The 24,775-nt window shown below is 57.1% G+C and carries 18 protein-coding genes and 3 pseudogenes; 7 read left to right on the top strand and 14 right to left on the bottom strand.

Annotated features, from left to right (window positions below; translation table 11 throughout):
• Both PMI29_RS07655 and PMI29_RS07660 read left to right on the top strand, forming a co-directional pair.
• Positions 1 to 1,587 (top strand): thiamine pyrophosphate-binding protein (locus PMI29_RS07655; RefSeq protein WP_008001467.1); only part of this gene is annotated, 1,587 nt, incomplete at its 5' end.
• 17 nt (positions 1,588 to 1,604) lie between these two features.
• Positions 1,605 to 3,215, top strand: a complete 1,611-nt coding sequence (locus tag PMI29_RS07660; RefSeq protein WP_008001466.1) for an FAD-dependent oxidoreductase — start codon at positions 1,605 to 1,607, stop codon at positions 3,213 to 3,215.
• Positions 3,216 to 3,282: 67 nt separating this feature from the next.
• On the opposite strand, the gene PMI29_RS07665 is transcribed toward PMI29_RS07660, so the two are convergent.
• A complete protein-coding gene (locus PMI29_RS07665) occupies positions 3,283 to 4,377 on the bottom strand; it encodes a LacI family DNA-binding transcriptional regulator (protein ID WP_008001465.1) in 1,095 nt (364 codons plus the stop codon).
• A gap of 62 nt (positions 4,378 to 4,439) precedes the next feature.
• Complete coding sequence (locus tag PMI29_RS07670) at positions 4,440 to 5,567, bottom strand: MFS transporter (RefSeq protein ID WP_050548087.1); 1,128 nt, start codon at positions 5,565 to 5,567, stop codon at positions 4,440 to 4,442.
• Positions 5,568 to 5,870: 303 nt separating this feature from the next.
• Here PMI29_RS07670 and PMI29_RS07675 point away from each other — a divergent pair, with 303 nt between their 5' ends.
• Positions 5,871 to 7,142, top strand: a complete 1,272-nt coding sequence (locus PMI29_RS07675) for an MFS transporter (protein ID WP_008001463.1) — start codon at positions 5,871 to 5,873, stop codon at positions 7,140 to 7,142.
• Here the strand turns inward: PMI29_RS07675 and treS are convergent.
• Together treS and PMI29_RS07680 are read right to left on the bottom strand one after the other, a co-directional pair.
• Positions 7,139 to 9,205 (bottom strand): annotated as a pseudogene (gene treS, locus PMI29_RS0130360) (maltose alpha-D-glucosyltransferase). The gene PMI29_RS07675 and the pseudogene treS sit on opposite strands and share 4 nt — an antisense overlap.
• A 527-nt stretch (positions 9,206 to 9,732) precedes the next feature.
• Positions 9,733 to 12,348: an AAA family ATPase gene (locus PMI29_RS07680; protein WP_008001460.1), complete on the bottom strand. Its 2,616-nt coding sequence runs from the start codon at positions 12,346 to 12,348 to the stop codon at positions 9,733 to 9,735.
• Positions 12,349 to 12,661: 313 nt separating this feature from the next.
• Between PMI29_RS07680 and PMI29_RS07685 the strand changes: the two genes are divergently transcribed.
• Positions 12,662 to 12,880 carry a hypothetical protein gene (locus tag PMI29_RS07685; protein WP_008001459.1) on the top strand — a complete coding sequence of 73 codons (219 nt, stop codon included), beginning with the start codon at positions 12,662 to 12,664 and terminating at the stop codon, positions 12,878 to 12,880.
• Between the two features lie 272 nt (positions 12,881 to 13,152).
• On the top strand, positions 13,153 to 13,473 hold the full coding sequence (locus PMI29_RS33165; protein WP_081501701.1) for a tetratricopeptide repeat protein: 321 nt from the start codon (positions 13,153 to 13,155) through the stop codon (positions 13,471 to 13,473).
• 324 nt (positions 13,474 to 13,797) lie between these two features.
• On the opposite strand, the gene PMI29_RS32080 is transcribed toward PMI29_RS33165, so the two are convergent.
• Positions 13,798 to 13,974 carry a hypothetical protein gene (locus tag PMI29_RS32080; RefSeq protein ID WP_157221374.1) on the bottom strand — a complete coding sequence of 59 codons (177 nt, stop codon included), beginning with the start codon at positions 13,972 to 13,974 and terminating at the stop codon, positions 13,798 to 13,800.
• A 61-nt stretch (positions 13,975 to 14,035) separates the two neighbouring features.
• A complete protein-coding gene (locus PMI29_RS07690; protein ID WP_008001458.1) occupies positions 14,036 to 15,025 on the bottom strand; it encodes a DNA-binding protein in 990 nt (329 codons plus the stop codon).
• 177 nt (positions 15,026 to 15,202) lie between these two features.
• Here PMI29_RS07690 and PMI29_RS07695 point away from each other — a divergent pair, with 177 nt between their 5' ends.
• Together PMI29_RS07695 and PMI29_RS07700 are read left to right on the top strand one after the other, a co-directional pair.
• A complete protein-coding gene (locus PMI29_RS07695; RefSeq protein WP_008001457.1) occupies positions 15,203 to 16,210 on the top strand; it encodes a site-specific integrase in 1,008 nt (335 codons plus the stop codon).
• Positions 16,211 to 16,277: 67 nt separating this feature from the next.
• Positions 16,278 to 16,667: pseudogene (locus PMI29_RS07700) on the top strand (aminotransferase class I/II-fold pyridoxal phosphate-dependent enzyme); the annotation flags it as partial.
• A gap of 231 nt (positions 16,668 to 16,898) precedes the next feature.
• Here PMI29_RS07700 and PMI29_RS07705 read toward each other — a convergent pair.
• The 8 genes and pseudogenes from PMI29_RS07705 to PMI29_RS32720 all read right to left on the bottom strand — a co-directional run.
• Positions 16,899 to 17,726 (bottom strand): FAS1-like dehydratase domain-containing protein, encoded by an 828-nt coding sequence (locus PMI29_RS07705; protein WP_008001455.1) that lies wholly within the window; start codon positions 17,724 to 17,726, stop codon positions 16,899 to 16,901.
• Positions 17,723 to 18,571, bottom strand: a complete 849-nt coding sequence (locus PMI29_RS07710) for an HpcH/HpaI aldolase/citrate lyase family protein (protein WP_008001454.1) — start codon at positions 18,569 to 18,571, stop codon at positions 17,723 to 17,725. Before PMI29_RS07710 ends, PMI29_RS07705 begins: the two co-directional genes overlap by 4 nt.
• 72 nt (positions 18,572 to 18,643) lie before the next feature.
• Positions 18,644 to 19,978, bottom strand: coding sequence for an MFS transporter (locus tag PMI29_RS07715; protein WP_008001453.1), 1,335 nt, complete (start codon positions 19,976 to 19,978; stop codon positions 18,644 to 18,646).
• Positions 19,979 to 20,032: 54 nt separating this feature from the next.
• Positions 20,033 to 21,256, bottom strand: a complete 1,224-nt coding sequence (locus PMI29_RS07720) for a CoA transferase (protein WP_008001452.1) — start codon at positions 21,254 to 21,256, stop codon at positions 20,033 to 20,035.
• Positions 21,257 to 21,289: 33 nt separating this feature from the next.
• Positions 21,290 to 22,072, bottom strand: coding sequence for an enoyl-CoA hydratase/isomerase family protein (locus tag PMI29_RS07725; RefSeq protein ID WP_008001449.1), 783 nt, complete (start codon positions 22,070 to 22,072; stop codon positions 21,290 to 21,292).
• A gap of 12 nt (positions 22,073 to 22,084) precedes the next feature.
• Positions 22,085 to 23,287: a CaiB/BaiF CoA transferase family protein gene (locus PMI29_RS07730; RefSeq protein ID WP_008001448.1), complete on the bottom strand. Its 1,203-nt coding sequence runs from the start codon at positions 23,285 to 23,287 to the stop codon at positions 22,085 to 22,087.
• A 245-nt stretch (positions 23,288 to 23,532) separates the two neighbouring features.
• On the bottom strand, positions 23,533 to 24,306 hold the full coding sequence (locus tag PMI29_RS07735; protein ID WP_008001446.1) for a GntR family transcriptional regulator: 774 nt from the start codon (positions 24,304 to 24,306) through the stop codon (positions 23,533 to 23,535).
• 200 nt (positions 24,307 to 24,506) lie between these two features.
• Positions 24,507 to 24,740 (bottom strand): annotated as a pseudogene (locus tag PMI29_RS32720) (hypothetical protein); the annotation flags it as partial.
• Positions 24,741 to 24,775: the final 35 nt, after the last annotated feature.

Raw genomic sequence — 24,775 nt, 5'->3', positions numbered from 1 at the left:
AAGCCTATGGCGGCGGTTACCTCCATTGGCGCCGGGGCCGCCAACACCGTGATTGGCATGGCCACCGCGTTCACCGACTCCACCAGCCTGATGCTGATCACCGGCGGGCCGCCCACGCACATGCGTGGCCACGGTCTGTTGCAGGAGCTGGAACGCTACACCGACAACGACTTCCCTAAAATCGCCGAAGCCGTGACCAAGCGACACTGGGTCGCGACACGCGTTGAAGAGTTGCCGTTCATGATGCATCGGGCCTGGAGCTCGATGGTCACCGGCCGCCCAGGCCCGGTTCATCTGGAAATCCCGATGGACGTTCAGGCTGAAGCTGCGGAAGTAACCCTGCATGCCCTGGAAGAACGTACGCCGATCGGCAAATGCTTCCCGGATCCGGCGGCCACTGCTCGTGCCGTTGAAGAGCTGAAGGCCTGCAAGCGCCCGGTGCTGGTTATCGGTGGCGGCGTCATCACGGGTGAGGCAAGCGCTGAAGTGCTCGCCCTGGCCGAGGCCTGGAAAATTCCGGTGGTCACCACCTGGAACGGCAAAAGCGGCTTCCCGGAAGACCACCCGCTGTTCGCCGGCAGCGTCGGCCAGACTGGCACGATGTGTGGCAACAAAGTGGCCTCCACGGCCGATGTGATTATCGCCGTAGGTTGTCGCTTCACCGACTGGTCGTCGTCCAGTTATGCCAAGGGCGTGACCTTTGCGATTCCACCGTCAAAGTTGATCCACATCGACATCGACCCGCACGAGATCGGCAAGAACTACCCGGTTACGGTCGGCATCTGTGCAGACGCCAAGCACGCGCTGGCCCATATCGTGGAAGGCCTGAAAGGCCAGACTGTCGATCGCGAAGAGTACCTCAGCGATCTGCGTGGCTATCAGGACGAATGGGAAACTAAGCTGGCCGGTCGTCGTGACTCCGACCGCTTCCCGTTCACCTCTCAACGTCCATTGGGTGCGCTGCGCAAGATTTTTCCGCGGGACACCATCGTGGTGGTCGGCTCCGGCAATACCCAGGGCGCGGTCAAGCAGACCTTCCCGGTCTATACCCCTCGCACTCACCTGACTTCTGGCGGATTCTCCTCCATGGGCTGGGCCGTGCCTGCCGCCATCGGCGCCAAGCTGGCCGCGCCGAACCAGCCGGTGGTGTGCATTCTGGGTGACGGTGACTTCCTGATGACGTCGCAGGAAATTGCGATCTGCGTGACCAATAATATTCCTGTCGTGTTCATGATCCAGAACAATGCCGGGTACATGTCGATTCGCGGTGGTCAGCGCAAGCAGACCAGCCGCCATATCGGCACCGAGTTCAACAATCCGGACGGCACGCCATACAGCCCGGACTTCAAGGCGGTGGGCGAAGCCTTCGGCCTTAAGTCTTATCGTGTAGAGCGCCCGGAAGACCTCGAGCCGATCCTGCAGGAGGCCCTGGACTTGAATGCGCCGGTGCTGATCGAAATCCCGACCGACCGCGACGCCGCTGGCCCTTGGGTACCGGGCTGGTGGGACTTCCCGATTCCCGAATACATCACGGATGAACGTCAGGACGAGTACTGGGAAATCCGGAACTCCGAACAACACTTATAAGAACTGGAGCGGCTCAAATGAGTGATGCATTGATTTCGCATCATGCAGAGCTGAATCCACAATCGGGGGCGTCGCGCGAACCGCGCGCCCTCGACGTGGTGACACCTGATGCAGATGGCAATATCAACTGTGATGTGGTGATTATCGGCTCGGGCATGGGCGGTTCGACCTTTGCCCATGCGCTGCGTGATAGCGGACTGGACATTGTAATCGTTGAACGTGGTGATTTCCTGCCGCGAGAAATACAGAACTGGAGCACCGAATCGGTCTTCGGACAAGGCCGTTATCGCAATGCCGAACAATGGCTGGACGAATCCAACCAACCTTTTTCGCCGGGCGTTTTTTATTACGTCGGCGGCAACACCAAATTCTATGGCGCGATGCTGCCACGGTTTCGCGAAGCCGACTTTGCCGAAATCCAGCACGCCGAAGGCCTCTCCCCCGCCTGGCCGATCAGCTATGCGGACCTGGAACCCTGGTACGCCGAGGCGGAAAAACTCTACCGGGTACATGGCGCGGCAGGCGTAGACCCCAGCGAGCCTTGGCGCTCGGGCCCCTATCCACAACCTGCGCTCAAACATGACCCTGCCCTGGCTGCCCTGGAGCAGAGCATGCGCCGGTCCGGGCTCAAGCCTTTCGTGATGCCGGCGGCAGTGGACTATGGCGATGGCGGTGACTGCGTACTGTGCTCAACTTGCGATGGGTACCCTTGCCTGCTGGACGCCAAGGCTGACGCCGAGGTCAGCGCTTTGAGACCGGCCTTGCGCAGTGCAAGCGTCAGGCTGTTGACCCGCACTACGATCAAGCAACTGAAGACAGCTGCAGACGGACGGACGGTCACTGAGGCCCACGGCCAGATCGAGGGTCGTGCAGTGACGCTGCGTGCCGGGCGCTTCGTACTGGCCTGCGGAGCCGTGAACAGCGCAGCGCTGTTGCTCAAGTCGGCAAACGAACAGCACCCCGAAGGCCTGGGCAACAGTTCAGGGCAAGTGGGTCGCAATTACATGGTGCACAACAGCACGTTCATGCTGGCGGTAGACCCTCGACGCAAGAACAAGGTGACCTTCCAGAAGACCCTGGCCCTCAACGACTGGTACAGCGCCGGTGCGAACAACGCGTTCCCCCTGGGTAACGTGCAGATGCTGGGAAAAATCCGCGAACCCATGATCACCTCCATGCGCCCGTGGCTGCCGAAGTTCGCCTCGCGGTACATCACTGATCACAGCGTCGACCTGTACCTGACGTCGGAAGACCTGCCCACCCAGGAAAACCGGGTCATGTATGACGCGCAACGGGGTGCGATCAAGGTCCATTGGCAACCCAACAACCTCAAAGCTCATGAAGGTCTGGTGAACAAGACCAGCCATGTCATGCGAGCGGCTGGCTATCCGCTGATCCTCAAAGCGCGCATGGGCATTGCCACCAACTCGCATCAATGCGGTACAGCGGTCATGGGCAAGGACCCGGCCTCGAGCGTGCTGGACCTCAATTGCAAGATGCATGACCTGGACAATGTCTGGGTGGTCGACAGTTCGTTCTTCCCGTCATCGGCCGCGGTCAATCCGGCACTCACCATCGCCGCCAATGCCCTGCGGGTCGCGGCGAACTTCAAGCAACTGACGCCATGAGTGGCCTAGAGTGAAGCTCAAGGCTGCGGTAGCGCACGGTCGCCGCAGCCTTGTTCATCGAGGGGCGTTATACGTCCTGCACCTTGAGTGTCGAACTGCGCACGATCAGTTTGGTGGCGAAAATCTTCTGTTCAGGCTCCAGCGGGTTATCGACCGGCGCATTCAACTGCTCGGTCAAAAGCCTTGCAGCGTAGACGCCCTTCTCGACGATGGGTTGGCCAATGGTGGTCAGGCCCAGTTGCACCGCTTCGGGAATATCGTCGAAGCCAATCACCGAAAGCGCTTGTGGAACCTCGCGATTGAGCGCGTGGGCCGTTTTCATACAAGCGATCGCCATGACATCCGAACAGGCCACCACTGCCGTGACGTCGCTGGAGGTCAGCAAGGTAAATGCGGCGGCTTGCCCGGACATCGAATCAAGCCCGCCGGCCTCGATGATACTCAGGTCCTCGAAGGCCAGGCCGGCGGCACTGGCCTCCTCCACGTAACCGGTCAGCCGCTCCCTGACGATACGCTCACTGGCACTCTTGAAGCGGTGCTGGTCGATAGGGCCGCGATATCCGTCCGGGTTCAAACGGTCAATGATGACCCCTATCCTGCGGTGCCCCAAGTCCAGCAAGTGACGCATCTGTGCGCGTGCGGCACCCCGGTCATCAATCCCGACAAAAAAAGAACCTTCAACCAACGGCGAATCGATCACCACAAACGGAATGTTCTGTTTCACCACCGCCAGCACGGCAGGGTGATCATCGGGCAGCGTCGAGATAATCAAGCCATCAACCAACCCGCGAAGCGCCAGGCTGCCATGATTGGCTGCCGGTGTCCGGCCGACCAGCCGGTTGTTGTTGAGCGGGAACAACGTCAGCGCGACGTTCTCCAGTTCGCCCACCTCGCTGATCCCGCGCAGCAAGGCAACGGTGCAAGGGTCGGCGAACGCCAGGGACAACTTGTCCATCATCATCAACCCGATCGCCCCGATCTTGCCCGAGCGAAGGCTTCGGCCAAGCACATTGGGTCCTGGGTAGCCCAGTGACGCGGCTACGGCAAGGATATGCTCACGCTGGGCCTCGGACAGTTTGGATGGGCGATTGTAAGCGTAAGACACCGCAGGCTGAGACACCCCCGCCGCCAGTGCTACATCTTTCATTGAAACGGATGCCATCGCTTGCTTCCCAACCTTTTTGAAAACCTCGTGCGAGGTCAGTGATAAAAAACGCTATGCGCTCAGTGTAACCGTTGAGGCGAAACCTTCGGAACCAGTCGAGTGGTAGTGATAATGATCGCGATCATCAGCGCGGCAACGGCGAGCAGCGCCAAGGGCAGGCTGCTAGCATGGGCGACGAATCCGATGGCTGCCGGCCCCATCAATATGCCGAGGTAACCCAGGCTGGTGGCGGCGGCAATGGCCAACTCACCGGGCATAGTCTTTTGAGCCCCCGCCAGCGACAGGTAAACCGGAGCGATGTTGGCCAAACCTGCGCCAATCACCGCAAACCCCACCAGGTTGAACAGCCAGTCATTGGCCAACACCACCATCGCGAACCCCAACATGACCACTAGCCCACCTCCAATCAGCACCACGCGTGGCCCCAGCTTCAGCAGTATCCGGTCACCGTTCAATCGCCCCAGCGCCATCATCACCGCAAACACGGCGTAACCCAGGCCGGCCAGGGAATGCTGGACACCCCGTTCGTCAGCCAGGAACACCGCGCTCCAGTCGAGAATCGCCCCTTCCGCCAAGAAGGCAAACAGGCACAGCATGCCCAGCACTAACACTTTTCGGGTAGGCCGGACAAAGATCGGGCTGCCTTCGTCACCGCTGCGCCCCAGCAACTGGCGGCCATGGGTCAGGACGAAGGCGACCAGGATTGCCATAACCGCACTGCTGGCCATCAACGGCGTGGCGCCCAGCCATAACAAGACGGTGATGCCTGCCGCACTGATAATCGCGCCGAGGCTGAACAGCCCATGGAAACCGGACATGAGTGAGCGCCCTGTCGCGCGTTCCACCATCACGCCCTGAACGTTCATCGTCACGTCGACCGACCCGCACCCCGCCCCGAACACGACCAGGGCGAACATCAATCCGATGAAGGAATGAGTGGTCGCCAACAAGGGCAAGGTCAGCAACACCAGCGCAATACCCACGTGCATCGTAAAGCGACAGCCCCGGCGCGCATTGAGAATGCCCGCCAGCGGCATCATGACCAGTGAGCCCAGGCCAAGGCACAGCAACAGCAGCCCCAGGGCAGCGTCGTCGATCCCGGCTCGGGTGCGTGCATAAGGCACCAAAGGCGCCCAGGCGCCCATGCACAGCCCTGACAACAGGAACGTCGATCGATAGGCCAGCATATGAGGTGTGGCGCACGGCAGTAGCAATTCTTGAGACGACACGGAATCCCCTGTGCTCGGATCAATTAGAGTTATACGTATAACTCAAAATAATCCGTTCGGCCACAGGATCCGTTAAAAACCGGCTGCCCACCAAACAATCCCGCATGCTATACGCCGACTGAATAGCGATTACCTCCGGAAAAAATTGACATCAATGCCTTCACCAATGTTATTTTTGAATGAGTTATACGTATAACCCTTCTTGTATGACTTAGCTTTTGCATGAACACCCCACAAAAACAACAGGGACAATGCAGCGTGATGAATAACGTTCAAAAAACACCGATCCCCAAGCGCATCCGCAAGGCGCGTATCGCGACGTTCCTCGGTTTCATGATGATCGGCGCCATGATGTACATCTGGTCGACCGGAGTGAGTGTCTTCAGGACACAACTCGGTTTTACCGGTGAGCTGGGTGATGCGAACTTCGGCCTGATCGCACTCGGGGTCGGCGTCGGCTCAGCGGCAGGAGCACTGCTGGTCGGCCGCCTGCTGGACACCTTCGGTGCAAAACCGGTGATCACCGTATGCGCCCTCGCCTACCCCCTGTCCATTATCCCACTGGGCTTCGTCAGCGGTTTCTGGTTTGCGATGAGTTTTGGCGTTTTGCTCGGTTTGCTGCGCGGCGCCCTGGATACCGCCTTGAATGCCCATGGTGTGCAAGTTGAGCGGTTTTATCAGCGCTCGATCATGTCCGGCTTCCATGCGTTTTATTCTCTGGGTGGTTTTCTGCTCGGGATGGCCTGCAGTTGGCTGACGGGTTTCTACACCGACAGCGTAAAAGTGCCTTTTACCGTGCTGGGCATCGCCATGCTGATCGTCGGCTGTATTTTCAGCCGCTGGCTGCTGGGCAAGCATGACGTTCCCGACGCTTCATCCGACGACTGGCAATCAGACGCTCAGTCCGCGGATGAAATCGGCAAGGGGCCGTCGACCAAAACGCTGCTGGTGATGATTGCACTTGGCGCTCTGCTTCTGGGCAGCATGATGGGTGAAAACGCGATTGCCGACTGGGGCCAGGAATACATTCGCCGCCAGTTCTCGACGTCGACGTCCACCGCCGGCATGGCAGTGTCGATATTTGTCGGTGCGGCGTTCATCGGGCGTCTGTTCGGCGACCGGCTGGCGGCGGCCTTTGGTAACGCTCAAGTGGTGTTCGCCTGCGGCACAGTCTGTGTGCTTGGCATGACCATCACCATCGTTGGTGGCACGGCCGTTACCGGCATCCTCGGCTTCGCGTTGTTCGGCCTCGGCCTTTCCTGCATCGCGCCGCTGATGATTTCCGCCGCCGGACGCCGGGACCCGCAACATGCGGGCCGCAACATCGGCACCGTCAATTGCATCGGTTTCTCCGGCATGCTCGTGGGGCCCGCCGCCATTACCGTGATCGTCAGCCATTTCGGTCTGGATTCGCTGATGTTCTTCCCGTTGATCATGCTTGGTCTGCTTGCAACATTTGGCCCGCTGCTGATGAAAGCGCCAAAAATCGACAAGCGCGAAAAACAGTCCGCCACCGCCAACACCAGCGCCTAGATCATCGGCAAACTGCTGACGATACGCAGCGCCAGGCCTTCATAGGCATCGAGGGTGATGGTGAATTCGCCCTCGGGTGTGAGATCGCCCTCGCCCCGTTCATTGATGATGTCGACCACCGGCCCCGGCGCAACGTTGGGCAGATGCAGGGTTTCGGTGATCGCTGTCGCGCCAAAGTTCAGCGTGGTGATTTGTGTGCCTTTGCCCGCCGACAATTCGTGCACCATGATCAGCAGCCCCGGGTGCTGAACATCCGGAACCAGGATCTGCCGACTGGCCGCAATATCATAGGCGCGGCGAGCCGCCAGGATTTTCTTCAGTTGCGAGGCAAACGAACCTGGGTCTTTCAATTGCGTAGTCAGGCTGCCGCACAAGGTTTTCGGACGGGGCATCAGGCCCGCTGAAAGCGACGCATCCGGGTTCAAATCCACCAGATCGTAGGCGCCAAGATGAATCCAGCGAGTATCGCCATCGCCCATCAGGTGCACAATCTGGACTGCTGGCAGAGGCAGTGCCCCCACGAGATCCCAACCCGATAACGCGAATACGCCAGGTTGCATCGCGTTGTACATCACCAGCAGCAAATGAATCTGGCGTATCTGTTGAATATCTGCAGCAGTGATTGCATCGAGATCGCGAATTCCGAGCGCGGCCGTGATGATACTGGCCGTGGTGCATGACACACCGTTGGTGACGAACTTCAGATTATAGGGCGCGTGTTCTCCGGTCAGACGCACGTACATCTGCTCACGGATGTGCTCACGCAAGATGTTGCCGGGGAATGTCTGGCCCTGGAAAAGAAAGGTGTCGTGGGCATGCCAGGTCCAGAAATGCAACAGTTCCAGCGTGAGTTCATCATGGTTCTGCAAGGCATGGATCAGCGAGCCCGGGTCAATACCGAGCGAATGCATCTGGCGCAGCATCAGTCGCAGGAATTCCGTATCACCCATCAGCAACGCGTGCTGGTAGGCAGGCCGGGTAATGAAATCGTACGAGAGATCGGCACCGCCGTGGGACATGGCGGCGATATCGTCAACGGTCAGGTTTAGTTCCTGAAAACTGAAGCCGCCGGCCTTGCGAATCGCCCCGCCCAGCAACTGGTTACCTGTCATTGATAGCGGATGGCTTTCCGACCATGCGGTGCCATCGAGCTTGCGCTCTACACCGAGAAATCCGTTGGCGTCGAGACGCAGAATTTTTGCCCCCATGACGTCGATGGCGTGGAGTGCGTCGCCGATGATCATCTGCTGCGCGGCAAAGGTCGGGTCCAACCAGTTCAACGACGGCTGGCCTTCTTTGAAGTAATGCAAGTACACCCAGCGTCGCGGCTTGCCATCGACGCCCGATACGATCGGCGTTGCACTCCAGTCGGTTTCCTTAACACCCGGTTCGAAGAAAATCACCCGCTGCAACTGGCCGACGATGTAATGCTTGTCTCGCAGCGCGTCAACCTGCTGCGGGTTGAGGTTCTGCGCGTCGCGCCCTTTTGCAACGTCAGGGAGCAGCGGCCAGTCTTCCTCGCGGATTTCCACCATGTGATAGAGCCCCGGATAATCTTCATAGGCCATCTCGGCCAGACGAAAATCCGCGCCCTTTCCGGTATGAGACGGGATGACATCATCGATGATGACGGCGTTGTGCGCGGCGGCCATGCGGGTCAACGCCTGAAGCTGCGCCTCCGTGCCCAACTGCGGGTCGATGTCAAAACTGATACGGTCAAAATTTCCCTCGATGGTCGGCGTATGCTCCGTCCCCCTCAGCCCCCCGGACTTTTTCAGCGGCCCATTGTGGATGCCCTAGATGCCGATTCTCGACAGCGCATGCCACAAGCTTTCATCGCCCAAGGCCTCCAGTACGGTGCCGTTTTCGCGGGTAACAATGGATGCCGGATACGCGGTAAACCAAACCGAGGCCAGGGCCGAAGCGTCGCGAGGTCGGGTGTGGGCAAAAGGCTGTTGCCACAAGCGCCCTTGTCCCGAATAGAGTTTGGCCCTTTGCCTTGCCGCCTGCAGCATCGATTGTTCGACCAACCATGCCACATGGTTGTTTTCAGCAGTCGTCATAGAAACCATCGCCTCTAGTTGGGGGAAGCCTGCAACCGACCCTTGCATCCATTACCAGCAACAATGGCTCGGTTCGTTTATGTATGAGGCCCCGGCGTGGATTTCGTTGCATTGACCCTGGAGAACACTCCTCAACCCATTAGACAGGATAAAAAATCAGGTGATGGATAATACCCGCCTGGAGCTTTATTCAATCTTTCCCGACAGGCAGCAAACGGCCCAGGCTGTGTGAAAACGCATGCGCTGTTTCGAAGTGTGCGTTGCTACGTTAAATCTGCCAGCGCTTGGTTAACCAGCAGACTGGAAATTTGCGTAGGAACGCGCTTTTCGTACCAGTCCAGAGTGTCAAACCTGCTCCAAAACGTTTTCACACAGCCTGGGCCAAAAGCGGTCACCGGATTTTATGGGCGCCAGATCGCGAATTTTCCATCAGCGCCAACCGAGCAAAGATTAAACTGCTGACGACAATTAACCAGTAGGAGCCTGTAAGAAGAAAAAAAACTTGAATCGCCCCAGGTTTCGTGGAGTCAGTTTCTGCGTCTTCGGATGCTCACGAACAAGGCGTTGACTCCCTCTATATCCCGGAGCAGTTCGTCTGGCTGCGTTACAGGCCGCTGGTGACCAGCTGCATGTGAGTGCGCGCTCACGTTGCGGCAGCAGCGATCATGTAGACGCTGCACTTCTCGAAAGTCCTGCTCTTCCACCACCATCACGCCATCGAGCCGGCCAACCGAGATACCATCACGAAATCGCACAACAGTTCCGTTGAGTAGCGTGTCCTCGATCCCAACCTCAATCGTCACGCGCAGGTCATCGTAGGCGTTACGGATCGCGCGACGCTCATCCTCTCCCGGAGGGTTGTTGAAGTTAGCCGCAATCTGCTGCTGAGTGGTGCGGTGCTGCTGAATCCGTTCCGCATGCCGGCGCATGTCGTAAGGTAATCCAGCATCGACGTAACCGGGACCTTCTGCTCGATAGCTGATCGACCGGACTCCCGGAACCCGATCCGCATCCTGGCAAAGCGTGAGCAGCTCACCAAAAAACACTGCATCGTGGGTGAACACGATCACTTGTCGAGTGGCGGACTCCTCAACTATCCGACGCGCAACAGCGGTTCGATGGCCGTGGTCAAGGCTTGAGACCGGATCGTCGAAAACGATGCCTGACGTCGACCCCGACTGGTGGAGCTCCGCGAAGAAGAACGCGAGCGAGCACATGCGCTGCTCAGCCTCACTGAGAACCTGGTGCGGGCCGAGCTGGCAACCTTGGAGTTGAATACCTAGGCGAACCGATCCTGCATCTCCTTGAGAATATATCCCGGCTTGGATGTACCTAAGATTCAGCCTGCTAAGTTCCTCGTTCATACGTCCAGCCAGTGCTTCGCTGACGTAAGCTCTCCCCAACTGACTTGCAAGCGTGGTCATTGGGCGCGTCGCAGCGATGTCATCAAGACAGCTCTGGAGCCTAGCTCTACGGGCCAGACTCTCGATGACCCTGGCTATGCCTTGGATATGCTCGGAAAGGAGCTGCCTAGCTTCGAGCTCCTTCAGTCGCAGCTTTTTGGCTGCCAGGGCTTCCGCATCCGTGTTTGCGCGCATGCGGGCCGCTTCGGCGCGTAGTGCTTCCGCAACTTGATGGAGCGAAGCCGCCGGGCCCGGGCCTCGATATCCAGGGCGCTCCGGCCATTCCCCGTCAGCCACAGCCGTTCTGAGCCACTGAAGTCGAGCGACCAAATCTTCCTGGTAAGCCTGAATATCGTCCGGTAGCGCTGCCACTCGAGCCCTCAAACTATCCTGCATGTTGGGGGCAACTACGAAAGCAACACTAGCTTGGCCAACGTCGTGGACAATCTGCTGCCAGGCATCCCGGGCAGTTTGAACAGCTCCGGCCGCACGATCCCGGATGTAGTGATCAAACCTCTGCAAGCGGTCCTGAGCTTCAGGATTCAGTTCCTGCTGGCAAAGCACGCAGACTGCGCCGTCATCGGTGACTGGGAAAGCTTCTCCAGGGTAAGCCGTGCCCATCGAGTACTCACGCGCAGCATTGAACAACGTTGCCCAAGGGCCCTGACCAGTTCCAGGAAGCAGCTGCGTCGCATCCCCTGCCTGCAGCAGGGCAGATGCCGCACGCTCCGCGACCTCCGCATCAACAAGGGTTCGATGGGCCTGCAGCTTGGCATCCAACGCATCATCGGACACAACACTTGCTGCCGCTGCGATGGTGTTGGCCAACTCATCGACCCGAGTCGCGGCATTGTCGAGGTTCGTCGCCCTGGCGGTTGGGTCCGCTTCGCTTATCTCCTGAGGAAGGCGAGCTCGCTCTGCCTGCTCATCTGGCGTGAGTGTGGCCAACTCACGTGCCCGCGTCAGATCTGTGGTAGGTCCAATCGGATGCAATGTCCGGCCGGCCTCGGTATCGGCGGGAATGACATTGAATGGCGTAACGTCTGTAGCGAGACCTGCAATTTCATTCTGGACTCGTGGCCTCAGAACCTGGTTGAGCCCGTTGGCCAGCTGCTGCAGATAGGTCAGCGCAGACGGCTGAAAAGTGGCAGCTTCTCGCGACTGTAGGTAATGACGAGCGCAGTCGCCATCGAATACGGAAATGCCCCGAAGTTCGGGCCTTGGGACAACCCCAGGCTGAGCACTCCAGATCGTTTGCTCCGGGGCGCCGTCCAGCGAAAAGTCGATGGCGGCGCTCGGTATGAGCTGCTGGTAATTCGCGGCATAGGCATCGGCGTATACAGCACCAGGGCTACGGGCTCGGCACGCCTGTTTCAGTACGCGGGCATAACCGGACTTACCAGCGCCATTACCACCGTACACGATGGTCAGCCCTTGCGACTGAAACTCCAAAACCTGGTCGCTTGGAATCTTGCCGACGTTGGTCAGCGAATGTAGGGCTCGCAGGACAACCGTCCGATCCTGATTCGCCTCGGCGGGGAAATGCTCCGCGGCGAACCCTATCGGTTGAGGTGCTGGTTGAAGTGCACTGGGGACAGCATGATGTTGCTTGGCAAGGTCAAGAATTTCACTCAGGTCCTCCTCGGTCCATGCCCCCTGAACACACAGGCGTCGCAAGGCATCCTGACGCCATAGTGGCAACCTTCCCGCCCACTCCAGCACTTCCTCATAAATGGCCATACCTGAGCTCCCTGTTCCTTAGAGAAATAAGCATAGTGCACCGCGCAGCAATTTCCGTTGAAGCTTGATTCTTACCCAGACCGAGAAGGGTGTTCTGGCCGAATTTCTAAAGGTCTGCTTTTGGCCGTTCACTGCCGATCATGTTTGCTAAGGGTACAGGTCAAAGCCGGCGCAAACGGCTGGTTAGGTGGATTGCTATTGGGGGGGCAAGTCAGTGCAATTACCCAGGTGTCAACGGATCTGGAGAGGTGGACTCCAGCCAGCGGCAAGGTGAGCTAGTCTTTTCCGCACCAGTTCCTCAAGGACGATATCCATGCCATATAGCTCTGAAGCCAACATTGCCACAGCGGACGCTCTCACACTGCTGCTGCGCAATCAGCACGCCATTAGTGCGGCCATTGAAGAGGTGACAAAGTGGCTCTCTGAGAATGGAGTGAGATGTGTCGCCGATAACGCAATTGCCGCCATGGAAGCGCTGGACAACAATGCTCAGGGCATCACAGACGCCATCATGCGACTACGGCAGTTATAGGCATAACCCAACGACCCGCGTCCCCTCATTCATGAGCGAGCCCTGGCCCAAGGCTGCCCATCGCATGAGACAGAAAACGGCCCATAGCTGCCGGTATACAGACTAGTGGTGAGTTGGTACACGAAGGGAGTCATGCGGGCCGGTTTGAGGTGTGGTTCAAGGTCGAGTCGCCACAACCCAAGATCTGCCGAGGCAACCTATCGCCCGTGGGGCATGGGTATGAAGGTGCTCTACGGAAAGCCCCCAGCATCGAGAATCAAGGACTGGTTTGAATGAGATCTGCGCCCCCGTCATCCTCCCCCGATGATCCAATCGACCAGTTCAACTTTGGGGTTCGTTATACGACTGGGTTTGGCGTTACGCAGGATAATGCCTTAGCTGCTCGCTGGTATCGCAAAGCAGGACAACAGGGTCATGCTGTAGCACAGAGCAACCTTGGCGTCTGTTATGTGCAAGGGGTGGGTGTCCCGGCTGACGCTTCCCTTGCCGTTTTCTGGTCGCTCAAAGCAGGCGTTCAGGGAGAGGTTACCGCTCAATGCAACCTTGGCTATTTTTATCATTCCGGCACTGGGTCACAGTCAGCTACTCGATAGCCGCCGCTTGGTGTAGACAGGCCGCTGATCAAAGCAATGAACTGGTTAAGACAAGACTCCGTAAGCTCAGCGATAGTAGGCCTTCTGGCAACACAGATCGTTGACGAAACGCTTGTACAGCGATCTCGGGGAAAGCCAGAAGGCTCCAAAAATGCCCAGGCTATCAAGTAGCTCAAGGCGGCAGGATTTAGCCGAAGAGAAATGATGGAGCAGCTCGGTCTATCTAGGTCTACGGTGTATGGGCATTGGAAGGCGTAAGGCAAACAGCATCGCCCTCGCCTCCTTGCTACTAAGCAATAGCGATCAGCGCCCACAGAAACGCACTCAACGTGCTCCCAGCCGAGAAATTGCGGCTTGTTTTCGTGGTGTTCTGTTCGCCAACTGGTGAAGCAATCCTGCAATGTAAGCCGAAGCGAACATTTCATTCAGACGCTCATGGGCGTGTTTCTGGATTGGTTGGCCAGGAAGCCAAATACCTTTGGCTATGTCTGCATTTTTCATTAGGCCTCTCCTTTATTATTATTGGCTAGAGCTTGGGCCCGTTACGGGCCGATGGTAAAAACTACGCACTGCCATGCTGATCCATCTTCTGCCGTAACTGCGTGAGCTCCACAGAGAACTCTGTCAGTTGCCTCTTGGCTTGAATGACCTCTTCAGCTGCTAGCGCCACCTCTTCTTCAAGCCGCTTGGCCTCATCACGTGATTGATCGAGCTGCTCCTTCAACATTTCCTTTGCCCCGTCCGCCTTAGCAACAGCTGTCTTCATCGAAGTGATTTCGCCTGTCAGGCGCTGCATAGAGTGCTCCTGCTCCGACATGACTTTATTCTGCTGCCGGGCCTCGCTCAGCAACCGCTCGTTGTCCCGGTTCAACCGAGTGAGTTCATCCTGTTTGATGATGAGGGTCTGCTGAAGTTGACGTAGTTCAACCTGGACTAGCTGCACCTGCCCTTCGTGGCGGCGTTGCTCTTGATCACGCTGCTCCTTTACCGCGTTGCGGTAATGCTCAAGCGCATCCCGCGAGTGCAGGTGCTTTTCTTCCAAGGAGCGGATCTGCTCATCTTTCTCCTGAACACGAAGCTCTAAGTCAATGCAGTTCTGACTAAGACGTGCATTACGGGTGATCTCGGCTTGGAGGCTTGTCTGACTGGTCTGTAGCTCGGCAGTTTGAGTCTCCAGCGCGCTCCCCTGGCTTTCAAATTGACGCCGCAGTGAAGTGAGCTCTGACTGCGACGCTTCTAATTTTTGCTCTAGGTCGGCTCGCTGCTGATCGAACATCGCCTGGGCATTGCTAACGGCCGCCCCAGACTCTTCGGTCATGCGCTCGAGTAGGCGCGATACCAGGTTCGCCAATTCATCGCTAAACCGTTCACGAGGCTCCCGTATAGGAGTCTCAACTTCCTCTATCTCCTTCATATACCGGTGAATTGTAGTTCGTGAGCCGGTATTTCCCAATTCAATTCGTATGGCGTCAATGCTTGGATTTTGGCCGCGGGCAAGCAGCGCATCCCTGGCTTCCTGGACTACCGCTTTATTTATTCCGCCGCGAGCCATGTTCTCTCCTACGATTTCATACTGTGTCATGTATCACATATACACATAATACCTTGTGGTAAATAACAGATCAAAAAATCATGCTTTCTCTGATAAAATAATTGAGCGTTATCGCATCATATAGCGGATTTTGGCCTTTTCCAGCAGTGGAATCGGTACGTTTGGCGTAGGAACGAGATGAACAAGGCGGATCGCTATCTACAGGCCGGTACCCGGGAAAACACCCGACGCAGTTACCGAGCTGCGGTGGAACACTTCGAAGTGACCTGGGGTGGCTTTCTCCCCACGACCGGCGACGGTATCGTGCGTTACCTTGCCGAATATGCGGACAAGCACACCATCAACACGCTGAAGCAGCGCCTGGCGGCTTTAGCGCAGTGGCACATCACCCAGGGATTTCCTGACCCGACGAAGACGCCCACCGTGCGGCAAATGATCAAAGGCATCCGTACCTTGCATCCAGTCCAGGAGAAGCAAGCGACTCCCCTGCTCCTGCAGCATCTGGAACAAGCCGCTGTGTGGTTGGAGAGAGAGGCCGAGCAGGCGGCCGCCCGCCACGATCTGGCAGGCCTACTGCGCAGCCGACGGGATATTGCCTTGGTGTTGATTGGGTTCTGGCGCGGCTTTCGCGGCGACGAGCTATCGCGATTGCAGGTTGAGCACACCCAGGCGCAAGCCGGGGTCGGAATCACCTTCTACCTGCCGCACAGCAAGGGTGATCGCCAGCACCTTGGCACGACGTTCCGCACACCCGCGCTGAAAAAACTCTGCCCGGTTCAGGCTTATATGAGCTGGATTACGGTCGCCGGCATCGCCCATGGTCCAGTCTTCAGAAAGCTCGATCGTTGGGGGCACCTTGCGGCGGACGGCTTTAACGCCAACAGCCTGATTCCACTGCTGCGGCGAATTTTTAATCGGGCGGGCGTGTCTGGCGATCTGTATACCAGTCACTCGCTGCGCCGCGGTTTCGCCACCTGGGCGTCGGCGAATGGTTGGGATATTAAAGCGCTGATGACGTATGTCGGCTGGAAGGACATGAAATCAGCCATGCGCTACATCGACACGGCAGACTCCTTTGGGGAGTTAGCGGTGGGCCAAACACTCACCGCCTTGGCGCCTTACCCAGGGCAGACGATGCCGGCTGTTGAACAAGTGCCTGAAGGCAACATAAAAAACGGTGACTAAGGGCTCGCCCGATCACGCCTCGTCACGCTGTACGCGCATGCTAAAAACGGAAATTTCGGGGCTTTGCATTTCTGCTTCACAGTCACCAATATTGGATTACCGCGAAAGCCGCCTCGCAGCCCGCGAGGTCTACCAGGTATTGCAGGATGTCGCGCTCGGCACGCAAACCATGACACTGCTGAATGACACGCCAGGGCTGGAATGCGTGAGTCCGGCGGGTGCGTTCTATGCATTCGCCTCCTGTGCAGGATTGATTGGCCGTACTTCTCCTGCTGGGCGAGTTCTGCACACCGATGAAGATGTCGCCCACGCATTGCTCGACGAAGCGGATGTGGCTGTGGTGCATGGCAGCGCTTTTGGGCTTGGCCCCTACATTCGTATTGCCTATGCCCTGGATGACGCTTCATTGCGCCAGGCTTGCGAGGCCATCCGGGCGTTCTGCACCTCCCTCCGTTAACCCTTTGATCAATGAACAAAACCCGACTATGGCCGGGTTTTGTTTTTCTCTGCATGAGTTAGACCGTCAGAGGGTTCTCACTCCCGTCACCCTAGAATATTTTGCTTTTCGTCCCCCACTTCTGGTTTGGGCAACCTCGCCTCAGAGCAGCGGTACGCATCCTAAGCCGTTACTCCCGCCTATGAACAGCAGGCTTAGGTGGCCCAGGTGAACGGACTCAAAGCATTGTCGTCATTCAAATTCCACCCTCCCTTCTTGCCCTATTCCAGCCCCGCTTCCCGCCCATATCGTGGCAATACCCTTCTCGTCAACAGCGCCGCCTACCTCAAAATTTGCAGGGCAGATCAACGGCCGCACTCCTTTAAAGCTGAAGCGGCGAACTTGAGCACCTGGGTTCGCGTGTACGAACGCCTGCAATGCCAAAGTGGCGGCGAGCGGCCCGTGAACAACAAGGCCCGGATACCCCTCTTGCTCCGTCGCATAAGGCCAATCGTAGTGGATGCGATGACCGTTGAACGTCACCGCCGAATAACGGAACAACAGGGTGGGCGTGGGTTCGATTTGCTCAGTCCAGTGCGCCACTTGCGGCACCTGCATACTGGAAAGTTTGGGCGGTGTCGGCTCACGGTAGACGATGTCCTGCTCTTCACGCAGCACGAGTTCGCCGTGCTGGCTGTACTCATGGAGCACCGTAACGAATAACAGCGAACCGGTGCGCCCCTGTTTAAAATCGATCGCCTGGATTGTCGATCGCCGGTGCGCCTGACCACCGGCAGTGAACGACCCGAGAAACTCGATGCGACTGCCAGCCCACATTCGATGGCGTCCCTTGGCGGGTGGTAGGAAGTTGCCACGCGCAGGATGACCATCTTCACCGAGTTCACTCTGGATCACTGGATCCTGAAAAAAGCACCAATGCCAGAGTAAAGGCAATGCCGCGCCGTCCACTGGGGTTTGTACACCGAAAGTTGCGGCAATGCGGGACAGCAGAACCGAACTCAAGGTGTCTTCGCTTTCGCAGTGACGGCCTAGCCAATCTGACAAGTCCAGGTCGTTCACGCTGACAATCCTCCGGCTTTTTGCTCTTGGCTGTGCAAGATGGCGCGCGCTCGCAGTATCACCGGCACATCGACCATTTCACCGTCCACTACCGTAGCCTCGCCCCCGCTGGCAGCTGCCGCGTGAAGTACCCTACGCGCCCAATCGCACTCGCTAGGAGAGGCACGGAAGCCAGCATGGACAGCAGTAACCTGGCGAGGGTGAATACAGAGTTTGGCGCCGAAGCCGAAACGCCGTGATTGTCGCGCCGCTTCCTGCAAAACAGCGTCATCGTCCAGCACAGTGGTCACCCCATCAACTGGAGAGCCAATACTGGCCAGCCGCGATACCAGGGCGAATTGGCAACGATAGGTATTGAGCTCCTGCTCGCTAAGTTGCGTGCCCAGGTCAACCTGGAAATCGATCGTGCCGAACATTAAGCGTTGTACATCTGGCACTTGGGCAACGTCCTGCATCGCGGCGAAGCCAGCGGCGGACTCGATGATAGGCAACAGCGTGAGTCCCGGCCGACACTGGCTGACCAGCGACTCAAGCTGGGCCGGATCCCATGCCTTGGGAATGACCAGCCCGGCAACGCTCGGATGCCAGCCCAGCGCAGCCAGGTCTTCTTCATACCAGGGCGTGCCGTAACCGTTAATGCGGACATACACCGGTGCTTGTCCATCCAACCAGTTGACCAACGCCTGCCGCGCACTGGCCTTTTCGGATTCGGCCACCGCATCTTCAAGGTCAACGATAACGGCATCCGCTCCACTGGTCAGTGCTTTGGCAAAGCGTTCGGGACGGGAACCCGGAACGAACAGATAGCTACGGGGTAGAACAGTCTGTGAATCAACAATAGCCATGATCACTACTTCCTAAATAAAAGGCGCCCCTGCGTGCCAGTCGTGGTCAGCCACACGAGGGCGCAAAACCAATCAGTGCTGAGCAATCTTTTTCGCTGTCGCAGGTGCATCAGCGCTGCGAAAGCGCGCGGCCTTTTTTTCGGCGGAGGTCTTGGACGCGAGAATCGCCAATCCGCCACCGATAGCACATGCACCCAATGCCAGCAGCGAGATGCGAAAATCGGTAGAAAGCGCTCGTGTATAACCCACCAATAATGGGCCGACTGATTGTCCAACGAAGGTACCCACCGCGCTGACAAAGGCCACTGCGGGAATTGCCTTACTCAACGGCAAGATCTCCGTGATGCGGGCGAAAATCAGAGGTGTAAGCATCTTCAATGGAAACCCCATAGAGATGAATAGCGCAATCTGCAGCCAATAGAGATCGGCAGGCACGTAAGCGGCCGCAATCATGATCAGCCCTGTGATGATTGTGGGGATTGCTGCATGGAGTCGGCGCTCCTGATTGTGCTTATCAGAGCGACGTGTGATGTACCAAACCCCGAGCATGGCCAATAGGAAAGGCGTGCCAGACAGTACGCCGACCGTGACCTCACTGAGGCTGCTGTAAGACTTGAGAATGGTTGGCAGCCAAAGGGTAGTTCCGTACAGAAGGATGCTGCTAAGCCCAAAGCCCAAAGTCAGTAACCACACTGCTGGCTCATTGAAAATCTTCCACCATGGATCCGCTTGAGTTGATCCATGGCTTTTTTGTTCAGCAGCCAACTCCTGAACGATTGCATCGCGATCAGCCTCGGGCAACCACTTCGCGGCGTGCAGGTTTTTTGGAACCATTACGAACCAGACTAAGCAGAACAACCAAGCAGGCAGCCCTTCAATAATAAGCATCAAGCGCCAATCATAATGAGCGAGGATCGCCCCAGAGATCGGCCCCGCCAAGAAACCGCCTAGGGGGACGGCCAGGTTCCAGATACCGAAGGCGCGCCCTCGCTCTGCCTTGATGAACCACTGCGCCAGTAGCATGGATACAGCGGCATAAATAGGCCCTTCCGCCAATCCAAGAACGAAGCGCATCGCCATGATTTCTTCGAATGTTCGCGCAAGACCTGTACACATAGCCGCGGCGCCAAACATAAAAAGGCAGCATCCAATTAGCTTGCGCGATCCAAAGCGTAGTGCCAGAACTGCCGCTACCAACTGGGTAATTACATAGCCCCAAGCAAACGCGCCACCTATCCAGCCGGCCTCAACCGAGCTAAGGCCGAGTTCTTTCGTCATGTACGGCAACGCCATGGCGATATTGGCTCGGTCGAAGAACGAGATGGTGTACATGATAAGGACAGCCGGCATGATGATCTGCCAGCGCTTGGCCCCAAGGCCAGCGTGAAACGGATTAGAGTGAGTCATTTGAGCACCAGCCTATTGTTATATTTGTGATAGGTAAGACGCTTGAAAAAAGTACTAAAGGGTTGGATCTTTCTCCGGCCCGGCCACCACGCCTACGTCATGCAGGCGGCCGATTTGTTCACCACTCAAGCCCAAGAGCTGATGGAGTACTTCATCGGTATGCGTACCTAGCAGCGGCGCAGCGGCGGTCGGGGCATGTTCTATTCCGTCGAAGCGCGCTGCCGATCGCGCAGCCAAGTGGGTTCCCACACCCGGCGTCTCGATGCGTTCGTAGATCGGATTGCCGAGCCCAACACGTGGGTCAGAAGCCAGTAGTTCGCGAACACCGTTGTAGTTACCCCAGCACACCCGGAAGCGGTTCAGCGCTGTTTCGATTTGCTCGAACGAGCGACTCGAGAACCACGGGCGCAGCAACGCTGCGATAATTTCTCGACCTTCGAAGCGCTGTGCTTCGTCGTCGAAATTCAGGTTCAAGCTTTGCTGTGCACCGGTTATGGCCTGCTCTATATCGCAGCACTGAACGAGTGCTTTCCATTGGCTGGATGAGATGGCGACAATCATCACCCTGCGACCATCAGCCGTACCGAAGTCCAGACCGAAGGCGCCATACAAGTAATTGCCCAGCGCCGGCCGCTCCTGCTCGAGCAGCTCAGCTTCAGCTAACACTCCTAAATGGGAAAGCGTAGAGAAGGCTACATCTGAGAGTGCGAGCTTGATGCTCGAGCCTTCGCCCGAGGTTTGACGGCGGTTGAGAGCGGCAACCATAGCGAACGCCGCTTGGTACGCGCATGCCACATCCCATGCCGGCAGGACATGGTTAACCGGCCGTGCCGCACTCCCCTCCCCGGTGACATTAGGGTAACCGGTCGCGCAGTTCACGGTGTAGTCGACGGCGGTACTGCCGTCGGCGTTACCCTGGATAATGCAGGCGATCGCATCGGCACGTCGTGCGGCAAGCACCTCGTAGTTCAGCCAGGGAGTAGCAATATTGGTCAGTAGGTTACCTGCAGCCACAGCCATTTCAGCTACCAACTCTTTACCTTGCTGCTGGCGGATGTCCACCGCTACCGAGCGTTTACCCTTATTCAGAGATGTCCAGTATAGGCTGCGACCTCTTGGGGAAATGCGTGGCATGCGCTGATAGTCAATACCGCCACCAATCATATCGATACGGATCACATCAGCGCCGAACTGAGCCAGTGTCATGCCTGCCAATGGCGCTGCAATAAATGCCGAACTTTCAACGACGCTCACGTTATTCAAAAGTGGATAAGTCATGTGGACGACCTCATAACAAACTCTGGACGAGGATTAAGAAAACCTTGGAGGCTCTTTCCGGATAAACGCACGCATCCCTTCGTGCGCGTCGGATGAGCAAAATACCCGGTCACTGGCGAGCAACGATTGACTGATAAGTTCGGCGTCAGATTTGTCGAAGCAATCGTTGATCAACGCCTTTGCGCTGCTGATGCTTGTGCTAGGCATTGCTGCCAAACGCGCGGCAAGATCAAAGGCGACTTGGCTCAATGCCTCGGGCTCGGCCAACTGGTCTACCAGTCCCCAGGCCAATGCTGTTTCCCCGTTCACCGGTTCACCCAGAAACACCAACTGTTTGGTAAGTGCCATACCGATACGCCGAGCAATACGAAACGTACCGCCACTGCTGGGGAAAACCCCAAGCTTGACTTCGGGAAGCCCGAGTTTGGTGGTTGCGGTAGCGATGATGAAGTCGCAACACGCGGCGATCTCCAGACCACCGCCGAAGGTGTATCCATTGAGTAAGGCGACCGTCGGCTTAGGGAATGCGCGCAGAAGCTCGAACACTTTGTTTTGAAACACGAGCTTCTTCTCCAATACCTCACCAGGCTGGAGCATGTCCTGCATTTCGTTGATGTCCGAACCCGCGCAGAACGCACGATCGCCGGCGCCCGTGATAACCAGTGCGCGCACCTGCGGATCAGTTTCCAGCGCACGCAGAGCGGCATAAAGCTGCCGTGTGAGGGGGCCGCAAACCACATTCATTGGAGGGTTGGCCAGAATTAGCGTGGCAACACCGGAGTCGTGCTCAATCAGAACGTAGGGAAGCTGTTGCATTTCAGTATCCCCTTAGACCGTTATGCCGAATTCGCGTAGTTGTGTGTCGCTGTAGCCCAGTTGCTCGACGAGGATTTCCCGGTTGTGCTCACCTAGCGCTGGGCCTGCACGTTCGATCCAGCCCGGAGTACGAGACAGTTTCCCTACCACGTTCTGCATACCCACTTCGCCCAGTTGATCATCCTCAACACGGACAATGCTTTCGCGGGCCTTGATCTGCTCGTCCTCAAAGATCATCGAGACATCGTTGACCGGGGCAATGGTGGCCCCCACTTCCTCTGAACGACGAAGCAAGTCATCAAGCGCATGCTTGCCGATCTCTGCTTGCAGTTCAGCGTCCAGCGCTTTGTCGTTATCTAGCCGCGCACGGTTATCGATGAAGCGCCGATCACTGATCAAATCAGGACGCTCGACCAGCAACGCGATTCGTTCGAAAGCTACCTGAGAACTACCTGCGATAGCTATGTAGCGGCCGTCCGCTGTGCAGTAGGTGTTACGGGGCGCAGTAAAGGGCAGGCGGCTGCCATTGCGTTCTTGAATCTGCCCTAGCTGGTCGTAGTTCACCACGTGCGGCCCGATCAGGGTCAGCAATGTTTCATAGATCGCCAGATCCACTACTTGGCCAAGTCCAGTGCGGCTTTTCTCTTGGAGCGCAACCAGGGTAAGGAACGCCGCCATGACTCCGGTACTTGCATCTCCCAAGGCAAAACCTGGCAGAAGCGGTGGCTCATCTGCGTTTCCGCTAATGTAGGCATAGCCCGCATACGCCTCTGCCAAAGTGCCGAAACCTGGGCGATGACGATATGGCCCGGTCTGGCCGAAACCAGTGATGCGCACCATGATCAATCCTGGATTGATCTCCTTAAGGACATCGTATCCAAGGCCCCACTTTTCCAGGGTGCCAGTGCGGTAGTTCTCGATGATGACGTCGACATCCTTGACCAGCCGCTTGACGACCTCCACACCCAACTCAGATTTCAGGTCAAGGGTGATGGATTTTTTGCCTCGATTGATGACCTTGTAATAGAGGCCAACCCCGTCCTTGCTCTCACCCCACCGACGAATCTCGTCACCGACGTCGGGACGCTCTACTTTGAGAACATCTGCACCATGGTCAGCAAGGAACATGGAGCTCATGGGAGCCGCAAGAAAATTTGAAATATCCAGAACGCGAATGCCCTCAAGGGCGCGGGAACCAATCTTGTTATTGTTCATTGCTATCTCCGACTTTGTACGTACATTACAATGAACGCACATTATCAGTGAACAAAGGTGGTCGCAACCCCATTCGTCGGGGTCGATGCAAGACTGCGGGAGACACGGGACGCCTGATTTGCGCCCTAAGGGAACCGTGAAAGGAGCGTTAAAGTTGGGGAGCAATCAAATGCTTTATGACACGCATGCAGACGAACCGAGCGCAGCAGGACGCTCGGTGCTAGGTTTGAACAGGTCTGAAGATGTTAGGCGCTGAGGCTGGTCGCCCTGAAACGCGCAGACTGCGTGTAGCGGCTGCTGGGGTAGTAGCTGATGGAGACTTGCAGAAGGGATTGATTGGCGTCGTAGAAATACCGCGTAATTTTCAGAGCGGCTTCACCCGAATCCGTTTTCAACAGACTGGCCAATTCTTCATCGAGCAACGTTGCCGTGGTGTCCTGCTGAATTTCATGCACCTTGACATTGAAAAGCTGCTCGATTCGTTGGTAGATCGGCACGTTGGAGATCAGAGGTGTTTCTTGGGCTTTTGCGTAAATGGGATTTACGTAAATAAGTACGTAGCTCATGGGTAACTCAGCGGACGGTAGCTTACGTAGAAAGCCTGCCACTGACATGAGTTGACCGACCTTGCAGCCTATTGCCTCAGCTAACTGCGGCGTCGCTATGACCTCCTGCTTGGACACAGCGTGCATCTGTGTATTGCCGACAAACTGAAGCAAGTCTTCTGTCGAGTTCACTGCATGGAACGCTTCGCGGTGACTGGCAGCCTCCCGCACAATGGTACCGATGCCGGGATGTGAAGAAATAAGGCCTCTATCGCGCAACACTCGCAGCGCTTGGCGCACCGTTTGCCGGCTAACCCCATACAACTCCGTAAGCTCTTGCTCGGTTGGCAGCGTACTTGACGGCGGATACTTACCCGAAGAAATGTCCCGAATGAGCACTTCCGATAGGGCGGCGTACAAAGGCTGTCGACCGACGCCACGCGCCAATGGGTCTTTTTGTTGTACGCCTGACATCCAACTACCTCTTTCAATCATTCGATGCAACGCATCTGCTAAAAACAACGGAGTTCTAGCATATCCCACCCAACGATTGCTCGGAAATCATTGAATATTTACAAGCGCGGCGACAGATTGGGAACGCCGAGGGGGAATTAAGGCTGCCGTAATGCGCTACGCACTCACTAAAGGCCGCCTGCAGTTAGTCATGGAGCGAGGGCAGCCTCGATCAAACGTGCGTTAGGTACGGCTCGGTGCACGTCTTCTATCGCGCCCTCAATTGCGTCATGTGCAGAGGTTGCTTCACGGACAAACTCCAACGCCAGCCGACCTGGTTGTCCGACTCCGACCAACGCATCATCACAGCCTTCTTCCGCCAAGCGCTCCACAAGCGCGTCCATATCGCTCTCGTCAGACGTCAGTTCGTAATTAAGGGTGAAGGTAAATTGAATCGCCCCGGATTCTCTAGACACCTTGCAAGCTCATT

It is taken from the genome of Pseudomonas sp. GM49, from assembly GCF_000282355.1.
Classification (GTDB): Bacteria; Pseudomonadota; Gammaproteobacteria; order Pseudomonadales; family Pseudomonadaceae; genus Aquipseudomonas.
The sequence above is the reverse complement of the archived record's forward strand: the minus strand, read 5'-3'. Positions and strand labels throughout refer to the sequence as shown.

Coding starts and splice junctions, on each gene's coding strand:
- PMI29_RS07685 (WP_008001459.1), top strand. CDS start 12,662: ATGCCATATAGCTCTGAAGCCAACATTGCCACAGCGGACGCTCTCACA.
- PMI29_RS32080 (WP_157221374.1), bottom strand. CDS start 13,974: ATGAAAAATGCAGACATAGCCAAAGGTATTTGGCTTCCTGGCCAACCA.
- PMI29_RS07730 (WP_008001448.1), bottom strand. CDS start 23,287: ATGAACAATAACAAGATTGGTTCCCGCGCCCTTGAGGGCATTCGCGTT.
- PMI29_RS33165 (WP_081501701.1), top strand. CDS start 13,153: ATGAGATCTGCGCCCCCGTCATCCTCCCCCGATGATCCAATCGACCAG.
- PMI29_RS07710 (WP_008001454.1), bottom strand. CDS start 18,571: ATGGCTATTGTTGATTCACAGACTGTTCTACCCCGTAGCTATCTGTTC.
- PMI29_RS07735 (WP_008001446.1), bottom strand. CDS start 24,306: ATGTCAGGCGTACAACAAAAAGACCCATTGGCGCGTGGCGTCGGTCGA.
- PMI29_RS07670 (WP_050548087.1), bottom strand. CDS start 5,567: ATGCTGGCCTATCGATCGACGTTCCTGTTGTCAGGGCTGTGCATGGGC.
- PMI29_RS07675 (WP_008001463.1), top strand. CDS start 5,871: ATGAATAACGTTCAAAAAACACCGATCCCCAAGCGCATCCGCAAGGCG.
- PMI29_RS07695 (WP_008001457.1), top strand. CDS start 15,203: ATGAACAAGGCGGATCGCTATCTACAGGCCGGTACCCGGGAAAACACC.
- PMI29_RS07660 (WP_008001466.1), top strand. CDS start 1,605: ATGAGTGATGCATTGATTTCGCATCATGCAGAGCTGAATCCACAATCG.
- PMI29_RS07690 (WP_008001458.1), bottom strand. CDS start 15,025: ATGGCTCGCGGCGGAATAAATAAAGCGGTAGTCCAGGAAGCCAGGGAT.
- PMI29_RS07725 (WP_008001449.1), bottom strand. CDS start 22,072: ATGCAACAGCTTCCCTACGTTCTGATTGAGCACGACTCCGGTGTTGCC.
- PMI29_RS07680 (WP_008001460.1), bottom strand. CDS start 12,348: ATGGCCATTTATGAGGAAGTGCTGGAGTGGGCGGGAAGGTTGCCACTA.
- PMI29_RS07715 (WP_008001453.1), bottom strand. CDS start 19,978: ATGACTCACTCTAATCCGTTTCACGCTGGCCTTGGGGCCAAGCGCTGG.
- PMI29_RS07720 (WP_008001452.1), bottom strand. CDS start 21,256: ATGACTTATCCACTTTTGAATAACGTGAGCGTCGTTGAAAGTTCGGCA.
- PMI29_RS07665 (WP_008001465.1), bottom strand. CDS start 4,377: ATGGCATCCGTTTCAATGAAAGATGTAGCACTGGCGGCGGGGGTGTCT.